The sequence below is a fragment of the Kocuria sp. genome (assembly GCF_030536815.1).
GTDB lineage: Bacteria > Actinomycetota > Actinomycetes > Actinomycetales > Micrococcaceae > Kocuria > Kocuria gwangalliensis.
The window spans coordinates 23,928-41,875 of the sequence record NZ_JAUNPE010000009.1 but is presented as its reverse complement, the minus strand read 5'-3'; the positions used below and the strand labels follow the sequence as shown (position 1 = coordinate 41,875).

Here is a 17,948-nt window from a genome sequence, read left to right as displayed (position 1 = left end):
GAACTACCACACAGAATATGCGAGTTCATAGAAAAAACCGGGATTGCCCGCGGTCTTAGGGGAGGAAAACGCAGCACCGCAATCTGGTGGGAGGCAAGTGCACGGATCCCGCGGCGAAACGGCATTTTCTGCACATGAGACTTCTGTGCTGCAGAACCCCGACTCAACCGGTCACTGCGTGAACGGCTTGGAGAAGATCGGGACCATGATGTCGCTGAAATTCTCCTCGTCGGCCATCTCCTTGCGGAAAGCACGATCCGGGTATTTGTGGGTGAATTGTTTGCGGCGGCTGGCCCACAGCGCCTCGGAGGCGAGGTACTGACCCAGGATGGCCCCCATGGACAAGCAGAACGCCGTGATGGTGGCGTCCAACAATGACTCGCCGGCGCCGTCCATGCCGAAGATCGTGCCCAGCACGCCCTGGTACACCAGCATCCCGGGGAACAGCGGCAGGAGTACGACCATCAGGGAGGCGTTGGACGCCATGTTGAGCGCGCGCGTGAGGACCACGCACACGGCCCCGGCCGCAATGGATGCGATCAAGATGGCCCCGAAGGAACTGATACCGGCGGTGGTCAGGGAAAGCATGAAGAGCATCACCAACCCGCCGAACACGCCAAGTGCTCCGAGTTTCCAACCACGTCCTCCGGAGGCGAGCGCAAAGCCGGCCGACACCAGAACGGCACCGAGCACTGACAGCCCCCAGCGGGTGTCGTCCATCTCCAGGTGTTCGATGAAGTTCATGTCCTCACCAAAGATCGGCTGCATCAAATGGATACCCAGGGTCACACCGGCGACCAGGCCGGCGGTACTGGTGACCACGTCCAAGATGCGGCCGGAGGCTGAGATGTACCATCCGGTGATGACGTCGTGCACCGCGCTGTAGGCGGCGATACCTGCCAACCAGGCAGCCAGGGACGCGACGATGCAGACCGCGGGCTGCGACGTCGAAAAGAAGAGGCCGGAGACGCATGCGCCCATAACCGCGGTGAAGCCACCCGCTGCGAGACTGAAAATCGCGGGTGCCTGGGTGCGCACGACCAGTGCGTAGACCGCATATACGGCAGCGGCAACCAAGGCGGAGCTCAGGGTCGTGACCAGTCCGCCACCCAGAATGAGAGCGAATCCGACACCGAACATTGCGAAGCCCGTGGCAGTCAGACGATGCCCGATGACACGCGATGTGGCTGTGACCTCTTCCATCTTCCGGATGGCCTCATCGATGGAGAGCTGATTCATCACAAAGGCTTCAAGTACCTCACCGGTCTCGGTACGCAGGCCAATGTCCAGCGTGCCCGGTTCGGATTCGAGGATGCGGGTGCTGGGCGCGTCGTCGGGCTCTTCCTGGTGACTGATGGTGACCTGGCCCAAGCTGACACTCACGGTGACGTTGGGCATCTCGGTCTTCTGGAAGATCGACAGGAGGGACTTGGTGGTGCTGGCCGATCCCGAACCACTCCGGATCAAAGCGTCCGCGATCAGAAAGGCCAGCTTGTAAGCCGCCTGTTCAGTGGAAAGCATGACGGTCACACTAACGTCACCACGCGGGCTGCCGCCAATGACGATAGCGGCGGAGCAACACACCTGATCAGACCCGGGTGCCACTGTCGACTCGCACCGGGCGGCTGTACTCTGTGCAAATGCAGATAATAAGATTTTTTGACGACCTGCTGAATGCCCCCCGCCAGAACGCTCTCCTTCTCGCCCGGTGCTGCTCAGTAACCACCGAAAGCCCCGTACAGTGATTCTCGCTCCGCTTCAAGGGACCACGTGGCGCCGGGTCCAGGAGGCCGAAGGTCGCCGTGTGCTTTCCGGCCATGGAGAGGGATGGATGGCGCAGGCCATCGTGGAGGAGCGGCCCGTTGGCCGCTATCTGTACTGCCCCTACGGCCCGGTGGCCCGAGACAACGAATCCTTCGACGCCGCCCTGCGCTGGCTATTCACCCAGGCTCGAGACACCCGATCGTGGTTCTTGCGCGTGGAACCACCCAGCCCGTCGGGTTGGTTTCGGCAGGCGACCGACAAGGAAATCTTCCGGCGTCGAACAGTCCTGCAAAGCCGAGGCTTCCGACGAGCGGCTCGCGCCCTGCAGCCACTCCGGACCCGGTGTCTGGACCTGACGGTGGACGAGCCGGAACTGCTGAGAGCCATGACCGGCACCAACCGCACCCTCCACCGCAGTACGGCAAAACGTGGCCTGACGATTGAGGCCAGCCACGACCCGGGGGACATCCATCATTTGATCAGCCTGCTGGCCTCGACCGCACAGCGTCAGGACTTCCGGTCTCGTGACTCCACGCATCTTAGGACCCTGGCCGAGACCACACTTCCTACCGGCGCCGGCACCCTCTTTCTCGCCCGTCAGGGTGACCAGGTGCTCAGCGCGAACCTGGTGATCGATGACGGCGGTGTGCGAATGTTCCTCCACGGTGCATCCGATCCCGCGTACCGAAAGTTGCGGGCGCAACAGTCGCTCACGGTCGCGGCCGTTCTGGACGGTCGAGAACGCAAACTTGAGGCGGCCGATCTGTTCGGGATCGCACCCAACGACGACCCCGGGCACCCGTGGGCAGGGTTCACCAAGTTCAAAGCATCGTTCGGCGGTCATGTTCTGGAGCACCTGGGGGCCTGGGACCTGCCCATTCGACCCGCCGCGTACCACGCACTGCGGGCGGTGCAGAGAATCCGGTGAGCATTGTGTGGCTGGGGTCGGGGCGTCACCCGATCATCGGCACCCAGTCAGCCCTCGAGCCGCGCACCTTCCCATGCTGCCCCTCAAGACATCACTCACCCGGATAAGACCCCACGCTCCATTGGTTACCTTCGGGGTCCGCGATGGTTGCCGAACGCCCTCCGTAGTCCTGATCCGTGGGCTCCGCAATGCTTGTGCCGTCGGCTGCGAGCGCCCTTCGGAATACTTCGTCCACTTCGGTGTCTGTGTCCACCACCAAGTAGCACTTGGCCTGCCCGACCATCTCGGCATGCGCGTGCGGGTTGTCTTTGCGCACGGACCCGAACATCACGCCGCCGTTGTCGCGCCATCGATATTGGGCATGCTCGACGACGCTCGGATCGTTGTCATCGGCATACAAGACCACCTCTTCGAACCCCAGGGCCCGTAAGAACTCCGCGCCGCGAGCGGCGTCGGTGAAGGTCAGTGAATGGAACAGCTGTGGTTTCATGTTGTGTGTCATGACCTCATCCTGCCGGGCCGGGGTACTGCAGGTCTTGAAGAAATGGGAACTCTTGCTCGCTCGTCGGCGACTGCCCCGCGAGCGTGTGCCATTCTCTCGACAGATGGGACTGATCGGCGAAACCTGCGGCGTAAGCGGCGTCGGCGAGCCTGGCACCCTGGCGGACCATCGTTCGAGCTCGGGAGAAACGGGCGAGGCGACTGAGTTGCTTGGGCGAGATGCCGACCTCGCTGCGAACCCTGATGTTGAGATACCGACGTGACCACCCGACGTCGGCGGCGGTCTGGGCCACCCCGCATCCGCGGCACAGCAATCGCCACGCGCGGCGGATGTCGGCGGGCATCAGGAACTCTTCCAGGCGGTCCAGGAGTAAAAATTCTAGGACCGCAAACCGCTGGGGCCACTCGGCTTGTTCGGCAATCCGAGCGTATTCACTCTCCGTCAGCCCGCGCGGCAACTCAACCAGGTCCACGCTCTGTCCGGCCAACTCGGCCAAGGGTGCTCCGAAGAGTGCACGGCAGCCCAACGGTGTCAGTTGAAGTTGGATTCCGCGCTGTAATCCGTGGGTGCGAATCAGGGCGGGAGACAGGTGCAGCCCGGAGGCCGAGGCCCACAGCTTTTGCGAATCACGCTCGCCGAACCAGCCGACATCGAGTGGCTCATCAAGGGCGATGATCAGCGTGGCCGTCGCGTTGGGGACGCCGAGGTGCACCTGATCTTCGCTGAGGGTGATGTCATAGCCGACCATCGGCCCGGCGAGGTAGTCCCGCAAGACCGGATGCGGCTGCTGGATCGCCCCAGTCATGCCGCCAAGTTAGCACGGGGTGACATCTGGGGCGCAGGTTCGCACGGACGCAGTCTGAGGGGATGAAAGTGTCGATTTTGAGCCCGGATTCTGCACTTATCTCACTTCACGCTGCGGAGTGCAGACACCGTGTCAGTCCTTCAGAACTGACGGCAACATTCCCAACTCGTCCAACCGACGCACCACGTGAATAGTCAGCTGGTTTTGCCACAGACCGATCCCGTATCCAGCTGGATTCCGCACTTTCAGCAGAAGGTTAGCGTCCAAGAGCTTCTTCAGTTTGTGGCTGCGAGATGACGGGGATCCGGGTAGGACATCGCGAAGGTCACCCGGCTTGCACTTCCCACGCCTGGCCACCTCGTAAAGAACATTGGCATCACTTTCTTTCACATCACCCCCGGCCACTGCAGCGTTCAGCGCCGGAGCGAATACTTCATCTGCAATGAACAACCGATCCGACAACTGGGTTACTGAAAAGAGATCGTCTCGAAGCCCTCTGATCATGTAGTGGCACCACGCGAGAGTGCCGTCCTCCGACAAGCTGTCCGCCACGGCCAGATTGTCGTAGTACGCCTGTCGATCCGCGCCAAAGACGGCGGTGGGGTTCAACGGTCGAGCGTCGCTGGGGGACGTGTATCCCCGATTGGTGAGCATCGCGTATGTCAAGAGTCTGGAGACCCGGCCATTGCCATTGGCAAATGGGTGGATCCAAACAAATCGATGATGGACCAATGCCACTTGAATCAGCTGCTGTTGAGACAGGACATCCTGATTCGCGAAATCGATCAACTGATCCATGTCCGCTTGAATCGCCGCTGGTTCCGGGGGGATATGGCGTGCCCCAGATATGGCAACCGGGGTCGTCCTGTAACTACCCGGATGAGGATCCCCCTCGCGTTCCAGACCGTTCACGGACAACTGGTGCAAATCCCGGACCAGTTTATGCGAGATTCGTAGAGTCTCTTCCTCGACCAGACGGTCTATATATCTTGTAGCTTCCTCAAGTTGGAGAATCTCTCGGACGGCGTCCTGTGCATCTTCTCCCGTGCTCTGCGCCCGACGTGTTTCTGCGATCACATCTGCCACCGTGGTTCGGTTACCTTCGATCCGAGCTGACATGATGCTGGTCAGCCCCTGGAACAGTCGCCGGAGCTCAAGAGTTAGTGGATCCGCCAACCGTTCAGTACGAAAATCAACTCGGACACGCTCAAGATCGAAGAGCGCCGACGCCAAAGAACCATCGAACGGGATGTGGGGGAACACGATGGGCTGCATGCCAGAATTTTACCAATAGCCAGATCGGAATTTGAACACATCTACGTCGCACCCCATTAAATACAAGGGTTCTGAGAGCAGATGCCACGTGAAAAATTTGAACGAACACCGCTGCAAGAGTTGACCTCATCAGACCATGACTCAACGAGCACGGTTATCAAGGTTGCCCGAAATTCATCAATCGCTGCAGGCGCCAATGGATGCGCAGCTGTAGCAAGACCGGGTAGACGTGCAGCAGCCCTCGCAGCCCCAGAATCCACAGCACGGCGAACTATGAGATCGGAGCAGCGACTAACGCAACGACCAGATGGACCGCTGCGCCCCACGCATGCGCCATTCCTGAAGATCGAACGGAGGCGTAAAGTTCTTTCGGCGGACGGCGTTCTGTGAGATGAGGCCTCATGCACCGCACGACTCGGTTCCACAGAATGAGGTCGAGGAACCGGCGGAAAACATCCACATCCAACACCCTCCCGATTCGATTCGCGCCATCACTCACGTGGAAGTCGGACTCGGGCAGCGCCCGCCCAAGCTTGTCACCCACGAAGAACGCTCCATTGTTCGAGACGAGACTGGTGGCCAGCGCAAAGGCGGAACCCTCCGACACCTGCTTCGCGTCCCACCACAGAGGGACCCAACGCGGTCAGGGCTGTTGTCACGAGAGTCGTGATTAAGAGATCGTCTACCTTCTCTCGTCACGTAACCAGTTAACGGGTACACCAATTTTCGGGAGTACATGCCCCTCTAATACCGTTCTCCAGCGGACGACGCCGCTCGGCCGGCCCTCGCGCCTAGACCCCCTCCAACGCCATGTTCGCGAACCGCGAGTAGTGACCTTGGAACGCCACCACGATGGTCTTGGTGGGGCCGTTACGGTGCTCCGCCACGATGACCGGTGGCCGATGACCAAGGACGGGCACTGATGGCTTGGTGCGACCATGAATTCACGGCCCGCTGATAAGTGTGACGAGCACTACTAGCCCCTGGATGAGCACGAGGCCCCAAAGCACGGAGGCGAAGGCCCACCAGAAGTGGCGAGTGTACACGGCGAAGGCCGCCCCGATCAGCCCGAGGAAGATGGGGATCAGGAAGAGCCAAACGGGTCGATTGCTGCCGGATCCAGTCCAATCCGGCATCAGCAGAACAAACACCAAGGCCAAAAGCATTAATATCCACGTAGCAGTCGGCCGGCGCTCAGCCCCCCGAATGCCTCTGGACGGGTCAGTAGCAGCCATAACAGCCACACTCCGATTTCTACTTGAGCGGATTGCACAAACAGTAGGTGAAGTAGGTGCTCACAGCGGCCGCCGTTGCGCGTTCCCGGGAATTCATGCGGTGGGCGTTCTGCCGGATGTCCGTGACGATAGCTCGATCGCAGGAACAAGCAAAGTAACCCCGTGAGCCGTAGCACCGGTCGTGCTTCCTGCAGATCGAATCCAGCACATCGAGAGCAGGTCCTCCACCGTAACCAGGCCCGCACCAATTCCCCCAGACAGGAACGCTCAGCCGGGCAGCCGTCGTTCCATTTCCAGTAGCGTTATGAGCGGACGCTAGCTGATTAATTGTCTGCCCAATATCAATGATTTCTGGACTTGCACCGGCAGCTCGGGCGGCTGCCAGGTCGAAGTAGACCGATCCGTCAGGGGAGGTCTGCATATATTTGCCAGACTCGGACACCTGGGCATTAAACTTCTCGCCTACTGACTTATTCGATGCAAAGGCCGCCTTCGAAGACACCCCCATAGCGGGCGCAACGCTAGAAGCTGATGGCGAGGCGACCGCGGGACCTCCTATCATCAGGAGAGCCGTGATTCCCACGGACAGCCCTACATAGCTGGTTCGCGGTGACTTGTTGAAAACCTTTGCGAGCTCACGACGGAACCCTGAACAAGTCTTATTCTTCCCGGCCAAATGAGCATTTCGACAATAATTACGTATCGCAATCAGGCCCTCGTCAGTGGATTAAGGCTTGATGTCCCCGGATCTTAGAACCCCTCCAGCGCCATGTTCGCGAACCGCGAGTAATGACCCTGGAACGCCACCACGATCGTCTTGGTGGGGCCGTTGCGGTGCTTCGCCACGATCACATCGGCCTCACCGGCACGCGGTGACTCCTTGTCGTAGACGTCCTCACGGTGCAGCAGGATGACCATGTCCGCGTCCTGCTCGATCGAGTTGTGGACGGTCACGCCGTTGGCCACAAAGTTGTGGGCGCCAACCACGGTGGCATCAAAGACTTCCTCCACGCCGTCATCCTCCATGGACACAATGCGATCCCAATACAGATCGTTCATCGCCATCATGTCCAGGTCGTGGGTATCGAGCGCGGAAATGACTTCTTCCAGCCGAGATTGGGGCGGTCGGGTGATCGTCGCCGCGCCGCCACCAGCCACAGAGGACGCCGATACGCGGTTTTCCAAAAGACTCCGGACCTCGTCCCACGCGTTGTACATTCCGTCGGGGTCGGAAGCAGCCTTTTTTCCCTTCACAGCCCGCAAAGCAGAACGCAGCTGGGTCGCGGCCACCGCAGATTCACCAGCCATAGGAATCTGCTCCAGGAACATCAGCTGATCCTCGAACTCGTCAATCGACACGACAGAAGCAGCAGTACCTGCACCTGAAGAAACAGTCCCCACGATTCCGAACCGCAACAGCAGGCGGGCCACGGCATCGGCGGCGTCACGCGACGTCGTCGTCAGAGAAATCTCACCGCACTCACCGGAAGTTGCCGAGGAAACCGATCCGGAACGGGACCATGCCGAGCTGAGCAGCAACCGCACCTGGTCCTTGGGAAGTCCGAATATTGAAGCTGGCACGGACGAGAGCCCGGCCAACTGCGCGCCCAAGGCGGTCACTTCAGCGTCACTCATGGATACAGAAGAAACGGGCGCCCCCACATGCCGCGGGATACCCAACCGATCCCCCACACCCAGGTCGCCCAGAGCCCGCCAGCCCGCGTACGTGAAGAACTTGTGGTTCGCCGTCGCCCGCACCTCGCGCCCGGACGCCAGACGCAACCGGAAGACGGGCTTCACACCGGTGGAGAACACGTGCGTCATCGGTCGCTGCACGTAACGCAGGTCGTCCGCGAGCGCCCACACGGGCACGTCCTTCTCGCCCGACTCGTACAGCTCACGCATGGTCGTCTCCGCGCCCGTGTCCGCGCGCAGAATCCGGGTGTCGCCGGTCAGGCAACCCGATTCGCGCAGGTCACTCACCTGCGGCTTCTTGTCCGTGCGCTGCTCGGAGCCACGGTTCAGCTGGGACAGCGCGATGACCGGAACTTCGAGCTCCTTGGCCAGCAGCTTGAGCGCACGGGAGAACTCGGAGACCTCCTGCTGACGGGATTCGACCTTCTTGCCGGAACTCATGAGCTGCAGGTAGTCGAGGACCACGAGCTTCAAATCATGCTTTTGCTTCAGGCGCCGGCACTTGGCGCGAATCTCCATGAGCGACATGTTGGGCGAATCGTCGATGAACAGCGGCGCCGAATCCATTTTGCCCATGATCTGCGCGATCTTGGCCCACTGCTCGTCCTGCAGTGTGCCGGCGCGCAGGTCCTGCATCTGCAGGGTGCCCTCCGCGGCCAACAGACGCATGGCGATCTCATTACGGCTCATTTCGAGCGAGAAGATCACGGAGGTCATGTTGTGCTTGATGGACGCGGAGCGTGCGATGTCCAGCGCGAACGTGGACTTACCCATGGCCGGGCGCGCCGCGATCACGATCATTTGTCCGCCCTGGAACCCGTGGGTCAGCTCGTCCAGTTCAATGAACCCGGTGGGCACACCCTGCATGCCCTCGCGGTTACCGGCGGCCTCGATCTCGTCGACCGCGGCCTCCATGACGTCACTGAGCACCACGTAGTCCTCGGACGTGCGCCGCTCCGCCACCTGGTAGATCTCGCCCTGAGCCTCGTTGACGATGTCATCGACCTCGCCGTCCTGCGAGTACCCCAGCTGCGCGATCTTGGTACCGGCCTCCACCAACCGCCGCAGCACCGCACGCTCGCGCACGATCTCCGCGTAGAAACCCGCATTGGCCGCGGTCGGTACGGACGCGATCAGCGAGTGCAGGTACGCCACGCCACCGATGCGTTCGATCTCACCGCGCTTGGTGAGCTCGTCGCCCACGGTGATTGCATCGGCGGGTTCGCCGCGCCCGTACAGGGAGATCACGGCGTCGTAAACGGATTCGTGCGCCGGCTTGTAGAAATCCACTCCGCGCAGCACTTCCACCACGTCCGCAATGGCGTCCTTGGAGAGCAGCATGCCGCCCAGCACCGACTGCTCCGCCACGTTGTCATGCGGCAGCGAGCGCCCGTACTCCTCGCGCGATCCGGACGTGTATTCCGACACCCTCACTCACTTCCATTCCTCAAAGACTGCGCTCCATTGTCGCACTGTGCCACGACACGGATAACACGCGTTCGCTAAGGGGGACCACGACGCCGCTCACCCCCTGGAAACTCCCGGGTTTCGCCTGTAGATTGATCCCGTTTCATACCTCGCGGCGCTTGGCGCGCCGCCCTCACCTAGATACGGAGATCATGAGCGCCCCTAGCGACGCCCCCTGTGAAAGACCCGGTTTTCTGAGTTGTAGCCAGGGGTGGTGGAGCTAGTGGAAGTCGTCTCCATCATCGTCGGACTCGTGCTGGTCGCAGCGTGCGGCGCCTTTGTTGCCGCCGAGTTCTCCCTCATCACCGTCAATCGAAATGACGTAGAGGCCGCCGCCAAGACCGGGGACCGCCGCTCCCAGGGTGTGTTGAAGGGCATGAAGACCCTGTCCACCCAGCTCTCCGGAGCCCAGCTGGGCATCACCGTCACCAACCTGGGCATCGGCTTCCTCGCGGAACCCGCCATTGCCGCCCTCATCGTGGGGCCGCTCACCGACGCCGGCCTGTCACCCGTCGCTGCCCGCTCCACCTCCATCACGCTTGCGCTGGTGCTGGCCACCGGCCTGACCATGATCTTCGGCGAACTGGTACCCAAGAACCTTGCCATTGCCAAGCCCCTGGCCACCGCGAAGGCAGTGGTCGGATTTCAGCGCGGCTTCACCAAGGTGCTGGGCTGGCCCATCCGCCTGTTCAACAACAACGCCAACAAGATCGTGCGCGCGTTGGGCGTGGAACCACAAGAGGAACTGGCCTCAACGCGCTCCCCCGAGGAACTCGCCGGGCTGGTCCGCCATTCCGCCAATCAGGGCGCACTGGCCTCCCAGACCGCGGAGCTGGTTGAGCGCTCGTTCGCGTTCGGTGACCGCCGCGCACATGACGTGATGACCCCGCGCGGTCAAATGGTCACCCTCTCCCCGAACAACACCGTGCGGGATCTGCTGCGAGAGTCCAAGGCCACCGGTTTCTCCCGCTTCCCGGTGCTGCACGACGACAAGGAACACGTTCTGGGCCAGGTGCACGTACGCCGGGCCCTGGCCGTGCCCTACGCCCAGCGTGAGTCCGTGACCGTCGAGGACATCATGGGCGAGGCCCGCTTTGTCCCGGACACCGTGGAACTCGACGACCTCATGGACGTGCTGCGCACCGGTGCCCTGCAGATGACCCTGCTCGTGGACGAGTTCGGCGACATCGCCGGGCTGGTCACCCTGGAGGACCTCGTGGAGGAACTCGTGGGTGAGGTGCGCGACGAGCACGACCCCCAGGACGAGCCCCACGCCGAACAACACGATGACGTGTGGACCTTCTCCGCGGCCCTGCGCCCGGACGAGGCCAGTGAGCACCTGGGCGTCACGGTCCCCGAACACGAGGACTACGAAACCCTGGCCGGGCTCATCACCTTGAACCTGGGCCGCCTGGCCGAGGTGGGAGACACCGTCACGGTCGAATCCGATCCTGACCCCGGCGAGGATCCCCAACTCATCACGTTCGAGGTGACCGACCTGGACGAACACCGCATCACCGAGCTGACCGCTCGCGTGCACGAGCTGCCGTCCGAGGATGAGACCGAGCACGAAAACCAGGAGCACAACGCGAAGGCCACGGACCACCCCGAGGCCCCCAGCGGCGTCGTCGAGCAGGAGGAAAACCGATGAACGACTTCGCCGGAGTGCTGCTCACCGTGTTGCTGCTTGCGGGCAACGCATTCTTCGTGGGCGCGGAATTCGCCCTGATCTCCGCGCGCCGCACCGTGATCGAACCCAGGGCGCTCGAGGGTAAGTGGGCCGCCAAGGTCACCCTCAGGGCCATGGAAAACGTCTCGCTCATGATGGCGGGCGCGCAGCTGGGCATCACCATTTGCACCCTGGCTCTCGGCGCGATCAGTGAACCGGCCATTGCGCACCTGCTCGAAGTTCCGTTCGCCGCGATCGGCGTGCCGGAGGCCCTGCAGCACCCGATTGCATTCGCGATCGCGCTGGCCTTGGTGACCTACCTGCACGTGGTGGTCGGCGAGATGGTCCCGAAAAACATCGCGCTGGCCACCCCCGAGCGCAGCGCCCTGGTGCTGGGCCCCCTCCTGATGGGCGTGGTCACCGTGCTGCGGCCGCTGCTGTGGCTCATGAACGGGATCTCCAACGGCATTCTGCGCCTGATGCGCGTGCAGCCCAAGGACGAGGTCACCTCGGTCTTCACCCGCGACGAGGTTGCCGCCCTGGTCGCCGAATCACGCCACGGCGGGTTGCTCGAAGCCAACGACGAGCGCCTACTCCTGGGCGCCCTGACCTTCGAGGAACGCAGCGTCAACGGCATCCTGATCCCCATGAGCAAGGTGACGTGCCTGCCCTCGGGCGTCACCACGGCCCAGGCGGAGATCATTGCCGCGGACAGCTACTCGCGCTTCCCGATGCTCGCCCGTGACGGCTCGCTGGCCGGTTACGTCCACATCAAGGACCTGATCGAAGAGGACGACGCCGCTCGCGACCTTCCCATCGAGGCCACCCAGGTGCGCGCACTGCCGCGCATTGACGCGGATATGCCGCTGCGACAGGCGCTGACCATCATGCAGAACTCGGGTGCCCATCTGGGCGCCGTGATTTCAGCGGACGGTCGCGTGGACGGCATCGTCACGCTGGAGGACATGCTCGAGGAACTCGTGGGTCAGATCCGCGACGACAGCCGCATGATTCGCGAGGCTTGACGAGATGCGCTGTCCACGGGTTGTGGAAAACCTGTGGACAGCGTGTGGAACACGCCGCGCAACTTGTGCACGGGTTGTGGACGGCCCTGTGGATAACTAGAGCACGGCGGCGATCAGCCCGAGCCACAGCAACGGTGATAACAGCAGCGAAAGTACCAACAGGACAATGAACCTCCCCCTGAGCGGGGGAAAGGCAACCAGCCCGGCAATGCCCAGTATCGCCGCAATAATGGACGCTATGACGCTGACGACCAACCCGATCACCAGCACCAATACGGCCCCTCGGGGGTCCAGAGAGGTGCCCAGGGTAAAGCTCCCGGCAAAGGCTGCAACGGCCAGGCCGAGGCAGCCCAGTCCGACCCAATAAAGCTGAGACCCGCTGAGTCCCCTGCGTGCCTTGATTTCCATACCGAAAATCATCACATGTAACCCCCCGGGGCTTCCGGCCGCGAAACTTGGGAAAGTCATCGGTGCCGGCCAAACCGTGGAAACACAAAGAAGAATCCCGCAGGTCGGTGACCTGCGGGATTCTTCTCAATCACATTCCGGGGGCATCGCGCGGGATGCCCAGGGGATGAAATCAGGCGGGGACAACCTCGAACTCGACGTTCGCGTTGACCTCTTCGTGCAGTCGAACCACGGCCTGGTACACGCCGGTGGTCTTGATGCGCTGGGTGAGCTCGACACGACGCTTGTCGATGGAGCCCAGACCCGAGGCCTGGACGGCCTTGGCAACGTCTTCAGCGCGCACCGTGCCGAACAAGCGGCCCTCGGCACCGGACTTGACCGGAACGGTCAAGGTGGTGGAGGTCAGCTTGGCAGCCAGGGCCTGTGCATCCTCCAGGGATGCCAGGTCACGAGCGGCACGTGCGTTCTTGATGGATTCGATCTGCTTTTCAGCGCCACGGCTCCAGGGGGTTGCAAAACCGCGCGGGAAGAGGAAGTTACGGGCGTAGCCGTTCTTCACGTCAACCACGTCACCGGCTGAACCCAGCCCGGAAACTTCGTGGGTCAGAATGATCTTTGCCATAGATTCTCAGTCCTCTCAGATCAGCGGCCGGCGCCGGAGTAGGGCAGCAAAGCAACTTCACGAGCGTTCTTGATCGCCAAAGCGATCTTGCGCTGCTCCTGAACGGACACGCCGGTCACGCGGCGTGCACGGATCTTGCCGCGGTCGGAGATGAACTTGCGAAGCAGAGCGACGTCTTTGTAATCGATCTCGGTGACGCCTGCCGCCTTGAGCGGGTTCTGCTTTGGTTTCGGCTTGCGAATTTCAGCCTTGGCCATCGTGGTGCTCCTTTTCGGATGCGGAGCCCGCAGGCGGGCCTGCGGGATGGGGTGAATAAGTGTGTTTAGAAGGGGGGCTCATCTTCGGAATCGGCACCCCAGTCGTAATTACCACCGGAGGACTGACCCCAAGGATCGTTGCCCTGTTGCGGACGCTGCTGCGCGCCACCGCCGCGGTTGGCACCGGGGTTACCCCCGCTGAAACCACTTTGCTGGTTGCCGCCGCCGGAGCCGGCGAAGTTGCCGCCCTGGTTTCCACCAAAGCCGCCACCCTGCTGGCCGCCGCTGAATCCGGAGTCTCCACCGAATCCGCCGCCGCCACCACCACCGCCGGTGTTACCGAAGCTCTGGTTGCCGCCGTAGGAGTTGCCTCCCTGGCCACCACCGCGCGAGTTGCGGTTGATCTTGGCGGTTGCGTACCGCATGGAAGGGCCGATCTCGTCGACTTCCAGCTCCTGGCTGGTGCGTCGCTCCCCTTCCTTGGTCTCGTACGAGCGTGCTTTGAGCCGACCTTGAACGATCACGCGAGTGCCCTTGCTCAGGGACTCTGCCACGTTCTCCGCTGCTTCACGCCACACCGAGCAGCGCAGGAACAGGGTTTCCTGATCCTTCCACTCATTGGACTGCCGATCGAAGGCCCGCGGGGTGGATGCAATCGTGAAATTGGCCACCGCGGCTCCGGACGGAGTGAAGCGCAGTTCGGGGTCGGCGGTCAGATTGCCGATCACTGTAATGACGGTATCGCCAGCCATGTGAACCTCCGGTATCTGTGGACGCTGGATGCGAGACGTTGTGGGTTTTGAAGCATCTCACGGTTATCCCGTAAGGGGCGTGGGTGAGACGCCCTGTGCAGCCCTGGTGGACCGCACAGTCAACTCACTTGGCTTCGATCTTCTGTTCTTCAGGGCGGATGATCTTGGTGCGCATCACGGCCTCGTTCAGGCCCAGGACACGGTCCAGTTCCTGAGCGGTGTGCGGCTCAGCGGTGAAGTTCACAACGGCGTAGATGCCTTCGGCCTTCTTCTGGATCTCGTAGGCCAAGCGACGACGGCCCCAGATATCGACGTTGTCGACGGTGCCGTTCTCCTTGGTGACTACCTCGAGGAACTTCTTGAGGGTCGGCTCAACGGCGCGCTCCTCGACCTCGGGGTTGAGGATCACCATCAATTCGTATTCACGCATGTAAAGAACCCACCTCCTTCGGGCTAAACGGCTGCGGTCCTTCCGCAGCAGGAGGTTCTGTGCGTTTGTCGGTACCGATCGCGTATCGAACGGCACACAGACTTGCCGAGTTTACTACAACTGCGGCTCAGTAGCCATTGACACGGCGGGCCAGCCGCACGTTGAGCTGCGCGACCCGCAGTGGGATGAGGAACAGATCAATGATCATGAGCAGCCCCCAGAAGCCCAGGATGAACCAGCCGATGATGATCGGGGTGGTGAACCAACCAATGGCCCACAGCAGAATGTAGACGATTCCCTGGAAGGGCTGCTGCAGGTAGAACTTGTGCACACCCAGCCAGCCCAGGAAGAACCACAGCACATAGGACAACAGGGCGGACTTGCCGCCCACCACGTTGATCACGGCCGGACCCTGGCGGGGTTGACCCCAGGAGGACTGCCCGGGGTTGTGCTGGAAACCGCCGGGGCGGAATCCGCCGTCCTGGTGATTGCCCCGCTGATATCCACCGGCTCGAGTGCCGTCGCGTGGGGGCAGCGGCTGAGGTGTGTAGTATTCCGGCTCTTGGGCCACGATGACTCCCTCTTCGACTGGTTCCAGTTTACGAGGCGTCGAATGCCCGTTCGGTATCGGTCAGCGCTCGGCGCAATCGCACGTCCGTGGTGATGTCGTTCCCGGTGGAGCGAGTGGTGACGTCCAGACCGAATTCCACGCGCTCGGTCTTGGCGCGTCCGTCTTCGCGATACGTCACCTTGGCCACGGCCGGGCGGTAGCGCTGAGCATGGAACTGGAGCGGATCCGCGTCATCGGGTTGCAGAACCAGTGCCGGCCGGACCTCCAGTTCCCATTCCACATTGCTCACCCCGTCCGGCAGGGCGTCGGGTTGCGCGTTTTCCGACTCCGACGCCGCTCCCTCCGCCCATGCGCTGGGCGCCGGGCACTTTTCGAGGTCCAGGCGAAGCCCACCTTCACAATCGCTGATCACCGCGCCGATTTCACGGTCAACCGTCTCCCACATTCGCGGGGAGGGCCCGAACGTGAGTTCCATGGACACGGACCGGGGATCTCGAATGTCTATGCTCCCTGTGGCATTCGTACTAGCCACCAGGTAGGAGTCCTTAGGGAAACCCACGTCGTAACTACCGGGGAGGCCCGCGAACCGCCACGCACGGGCGGGGCCGTCATCTATAGCGCGCAACGCGCCGGCGGCGGGCCGTACGGACTGGCCGTTCACGGACAGGGTGTCCACCGCCGCGGGCAGCTTCACCTCGACCGTTTGGTTGTCCAGGTCCTTGAGCCGCCACGTGTCGTTGAGGAAACCGGAAGTGGTCAGCTTGTCCACCGTGTACGTCAGGCGGTGGGTCTGGTCGTCACCCGTGCGCACGTCCACCTCGACATCGGCCTGGGTTCCGTGCTCGGAGACGGACACGATCTCATGAGCCACCGGGCGGTCGTGCGAATTGCGGTACACGGAGTTGGGCAGGATCTGCACCATGGGATCACTGCTGGTGATGCTCAGCGGGGCCAAAACCTGCCGTGCACTGCCCCGCTCCAATTGCGCGAGGTAGTTGTCAACAGCGGACTCGGGTTCGCGTGCGACCAGGAAGAAGTTGATCACGGTGCTCCACAACAGAACCACCACGACCACTCCCGCCAAGATCAACAACAAGGGCTTGAGAAGTGATCGCAACGAGGGCGGTTGCCAGTGGGCCATCGAAGGCTTGCGGTTCTCCATGATCCCTTTCCGAGAGGCATGGGTGGCTGGGGTTGGCTCATGACCTGGTGACCGGGGTTGCATCATGTGAGAGCGGACGCCCCGAGCGCCAGCGCCTTGCGGCCGCGAAACATGTCGATCACCACGGCCACCACAAAGTAAATCAGGAACAGGTAGCGGATGACCGCCAGAATGTCCTGGGGCGCCCACCCGAATTGTTCGACCCACGGCAGGGTGGGCCAGGCGGCAGCGGGGAGCACCACGGTGGCCCAGTAGAGCACTTCGACCGCTTGCCAAAGACCGAATTCGATCCAGTTGCGGCGGCACAGGATCACCAGGGGCACCAGCCACAGCACGTAGTTGAGCGAGTAGTCCTTGGCCAGCAGCACCCACAGGGCCAGCAGCAGGAACATCACCTGCACCACGGACGGTTCACGGCGGCTCAGCAACGAGATCAGCAGCACGAACACCAAGCCCAGCACCATGGTCAGGAGCACGTACTGACCCACGCTGCCGCCGTCCAGGGCCAGGCCGGTGCGCGGTTCAATGTTGTTGTTCCACACGTTCCAGAACGAGGACTGTTCCGTATTGGAGTCCACGATGTTGTCGAACTGTGCCCGCCATTGATCCCACGCCGTGAGCATGTACGTGCCGTTGATCAGAATCCACGCGATGGCGGCGCACAGGAGCGCGCTGATGAAGTCCTTGATGAACCGGTGGCGTGCGGCCATGATCAGGATGGCCAGCAGGACCACCACGGGGAAGAACGCCACGGACGCGCCAAAGCCCACCATGAATCCCGCGAGCGCCGGGTTCCCGCGCACGTAGCCCAGCAGGGCGAGCATCATGAAAAGCACGGCCCACAGGTCCCAGGTCTGGAAACCCACGAGCACCACCACGGGTGACAGGGCCATGACCAGCGCATCCGATGAGCGTGAACCACTCAGCGAGGACACCACGGCCACGATGGCCAACCACACCAGGGCCAGCAGAACGAGGGAGAGGTCCAGGTAGATGCCCTGGTCCACGTCGATACCCAGCAGGGAGGAGAGGTTGGAGGCGAACCAGCCGATAATGGTGGTGATCATGCCCACCAGGACCGGCTGATCCCCGGTCGGTCCGCCGGTGAAGAAGCCGCCGGCCACGTCCGTGGAGCGCACACCCATATCGCCGGTGCCGATCACGGTGGCGCACAGTTCGGGGACGTCCTCCGCGAGGTTCCAGTTGGGCACCCGGCACGGCACACGCAGCAGGTACGCCATCATGACCGTGTAGAGGCCCAGACCGAGCAGCAGCAGGCCGGAATTTCCGCCGCCGCCGCGCTTCTTGGCGCCTTCCATGCTCATGCGCGTACTCCTCCGGTGGACACAGGGACGGCATTAGTCTTCCACGGCCCCGCCCC

Annotated in this window: 17 protein-coding genes; 3 read left to right on the top strand and 14 right to left on the bottom strand. The window is 62.3% G+C overall.

Going from position 1 to position 17,948, the window contains the following annotated elements:
• Positions 1-171: 171 nt before the first annotated feature.
• Positions 172-1,521 carry a threonine/serine exporter ThrE family protein gene (locus Q4E95_RS02295; protein WP_303381755.1) on the bottom strand — a complete coding sequence of 450 codons (1,350 nt, stop codon included), beginning with the start codon at positions 1,519-1,521 and terminating at the stop codon, positions 172-174.
• 310 nt (positions 1,522-1,831) lie between these two features.
• Here Q4E95_RS02295 and Q4E95_RS02290 point away from each other — a divergent pair, with 310 nt between their 5' ends.
• Positions 1,832-2,692, top strand: coding sequence for a peptidoglycan bridge formation glycyltransferase FemA/FemB family protein (locus Q4E95_RS02290; protein WP_303381754.1), 861 nt, complete (start codon positions 1,832-1,834; stop codon positions 2,690-2,692).
• 91 nt (positions 2,693-2,783) lie between these two features.
• Here the strand turns inward: Q4E95_RS02290 and Q4E95_RS02285 are convergent, their stop codons facing one another.
• From Q4E95_RS02285 to dnaB, 5 genes are all read right to left on the bottom strand, one after another.
• Positions 2,784-3,194, bottom strand: a complete 411-nt coding sequence (locus tag Q4E95_RS02285) for a VOC family protein (RefSeq protein WP_303381753.1) — start codon at positions 3,192-3,194, stop codon at positions 2,784-2,786.
• A 4-nt stretch (positions 3,195-3,198) separates the two neighbouring features.
• Complete coding sequence (locus Q4E95_RS02280) at positions 3,199-3,999, bottom strand: AraC family transcriptional regulator (protein WP_303381752.1); 801 nt, start codon at positions 3,997-3,999, stop codon at positions 3,199-3,201.
• 132 nt (positions 4,000-4,131) lie between these two features.
• The gene (locus tag Q4E95_RS02275; protein ID WP_303381751.1) at positions 4,132-5,274 is read right to left on the bottom strand and encodes a Fic family protein; all 1,143 of its coding nucleotides are present in this window, start codon (positions 5,272-5,274) and stop codon (positions 4,132-4,134) included.
• Between the two features lie 944 nt (positions 5,275-6,218).
• Positions 6,219-6,440, bottom strand: coding sequence for a hypothetical protein (locus Q4E95_RS02265; protein ID WP_303381750.1), 222 nt, complete (start codon positions 6,438-6,440; stop codon positions 6,219-6,221).
• Positions 6,441-7,259: 819 nt separating this feature from the next.
• A complete protein-coding gene (gene dnaB / locus Q4E95_RS02260) occupies positions 7,260-9,632 on the bottom strand; it encodes a replicative DNA helicase (RefSeq protein WP_303381749.1) in 2,373 nt (790 codons plus the stop codon).
• Positions 9,633-9,885: 253 nt separating this feature from the next.
• On the opposite strand from dnaB, the gene Q4E95_RS02255 reads away from it, so the two are divergent.
• Both Q4E95_RS02255 and Q4E95_RS02250 read left to right on the top strand, forming a co-directional pair.
• Positions 9,886-11,322 (top strand): hemolysin family protein, encoded by a 1,437-nt coding sequence (locus Q4E95_RS02255; protein ID WP_303381748.1) that lies wholly within the window; start codon positions 9,886-9,888, stop codon positions 11,320-11,322.
• Positions 11,319-12,365: a hemolysin family protein gene (locus tag Q4E95_RS02250; protein ID WP_303381747.1), complete on the top strand. Its 1,047-nt coding sequence runs from the start codon at positions 11,319-11,321 to the stop codon at positions 12,363-12,365. The genes Q4E95_RS02255 and Q4E95_RS02250 overlap by 4 nt, the downstream gene beginning before the upstream one ends.
• Positions 12,366-12,461: 96 nt before the next feature.
• Here the strand turns inward: Q4E95_RS02250 and Q4E95_RS02245 are convergent, their stop codons facing one another.
• The 8 genes from Q4E95_RS02245 to Q4E95_RS02210 all read right to left on the bottom strand — a co-directional run bounded on the left by Q4E95_RS02245 (position 12,462) and on the right by Q4E95_RS02210 (position 17,892).
• Complete coding sequence (locus tag Q4E95_RS02245) at positions 12,462-12,773, bottom strand: hypothetical protein (protein WP_303381746.1); 312 nt, start codon at positions 12,771-12,773, stop codon at positions 12,462-12,464.
• A 172-nt stretch (positions 12,774-12,945) separates the two neighbouring features.
• Positions 12,946-13,395, bottom strand: coding sequence for a 50S ribosomal protein L9 (gene rplI, locus Q4E95_RS02240; RefSeq protein ID WP_303381745.1), 450 nt, complete (start codon positions 13,393-13,395; stop codon positions 12,946-12,948).
• 20 nt (positions 13,396-13,415) lie between these two features.
• Positions 13,416-13,652: a 30S ribosomal protein S18 gene (gene rpsR, locus Q4E95_RS02235; protein WP_016998183.1), complete on the bottom strand. Its 237-nt coding sequence runs from the start codon at positions 13,650-13,652 to the stop codon at positions 13,416-13,418.
• 65 nt (positions 13,653-13,717) lie between these two features.
• Positions 13,718-14,404: a single-stranded DNA-binding protein gene (locus tag Q4E95_RS02230; RefSeq protein WP_303381744.1), complete on the bottom strand. Its 687-nt coding sequence runs from the start codon at positions 14,402-14,404 to the stop codon at positions 13,718-13,720.
• A 124-nt stretch (positions 14,405-14,528) separates the two neighbouring features.
• Positions 14,529-14,834, bottom strand: a complete 306-nt coding sequence (gene rpsF / locus Q4E95_RS02225) for a 30S ribosomal protein S6 (RefSeq protein ID WP_095797186.1) — start codon at positions 14,832-14,834, stop codon at positions 14,529-14,531.
• Positions 14,835-14,961: 127 nt separating this feature from the next.
• Positions 14,962-15,405 (bottom strand): TM2 domain-containing protein, encoded by a 444-nt coding sequence (locus tag Q4E95_RS02220; protein ID WP_303381743.1) that lies wholly within the window; start codon positions 15,403-15,405, stop codon positions 14,962-14,964.
• Positions 15,406-15,433: 28 nt separating this feature from the next.
• The gene (locus Q4E95_RS02215) at positions 15,434-16,567 is read right to left on the bottom strand and encodes a hypothetical protein (protein ID WP_303381742.1); all 1,134 of its coding nucleotides are present in this window, start codon (positions 16,565-16,567) and stop codon (positions 15,434-15,436) included.
• A gap of 62 nt (positions 16,568-16,629) precedes the next feature.
• A complete protein-coding gene (locus Q4E95_RS02210; protein ID WP_303381741.1) occupies positions 16,630-17,892 on the bottom strand; it encodes a glycosyltransferase 87 family protein in 1,263 nt (420 codons plus the stop codon).
• Positions 17,893-17,948 lie beyond the last annotated feature (56 nt).

Coding starts and splice junctions, on each gene's coding strand:
- Q4E95_RS02265 (WP_303381750.1), bottom strand. CDS start 6,440: ATGCTTTTGGCCTTGGTGTTTGTTCTGCTGATGCCGGATTGGACTGGA.
- Q4E95_RS02280 (WP_303381752.1), bottom strand. CDS start 3,999: ATGACTGGGGCGATCCAGCAGCCGCATCCGGTCTTGCGGGACTACCTC.
- Q4E95_RS02245 (WP_303381746.1), bottom strand. CDS start 12,773: ATGGAAATCAAGGCACGCAGGGGACTCAGCGGGTCTCAGCTTTATTGG.
- Q4E95_RS02210 (WP_303381741.1), bottom strand. CDS start 17,892: ATGAGCATGGAAGGCGCCAAGAAGCGCGGCGGCGGCGGAAATTCCGGC.
- Q4E95_RS02285 (WP_303381753.1), bottom strand. CDS start 3,194: ATGACACACAACATGAAACCACAGCTGTTCCATTCACTGACCTTCACC.
- Q4E95_RS02215 (WP_303381742.1), bottom strand. CDS start 16,567: ATGGAGAACCGCAAGCCTTCGATGGCCCACTGGCAACCGCCCTCGTTG.
- rpsR (WP_016998183.1), bottom strand. CDS start 13,652: ATGGCCAAGGCTGAAATTCGCAAGCCGAAACCAAAGCAGAACCCGCTC.
- rpsF (WP_095797186.1), bottom strand. CDS start 14,834: ATGCGTGAATACGAATTGATGGTGATCCTCAACCCCGAGGTCGAGGAG.
- rplI (WP_303381745.1), bottom strand. CDS start 13,395: ATGGCAAAGATCATTCTGACCCACGAAGTTTCCGGGCTGGGTTCAGCC.
- Q4E95_RS02295 (WP_303381755.1), bottom strand. CDS start 1,521: ATGCTTTCCACTGAACAGGCGGCTTACAAGCTGGCCTTTCTGATCGCG.
- Q4E95_RS02290 (WP_303381754.1), top strand. CDS start 1,832: ATGGCGCAGGCCATCGTGGAGGAGCGGCCCGTTGGCCGCTATCTGTAC.
- Q4E95_RS02250 (WP_303381747.1), top strand. CDS start 11,319: ATGAACGACTTCGCCGGAGTGCTGCTCACCGTGTTGCTGCTTGCGGGC.
- Q4E95_RS02230 (WP_303381744.1), bottom strand. CDS start 14,404: ATGGCTGGCGATACCGTCATTACAGTGATCGGCAATCTGACCGCCGAC.
- Q4E95_RS02275 (WP_303381751.1), bottom strand. CDS start 5,274: ATGCAGCCCATCGTGTTCCCCCACATCCCGTTCGATGGTTCTTTGGCG.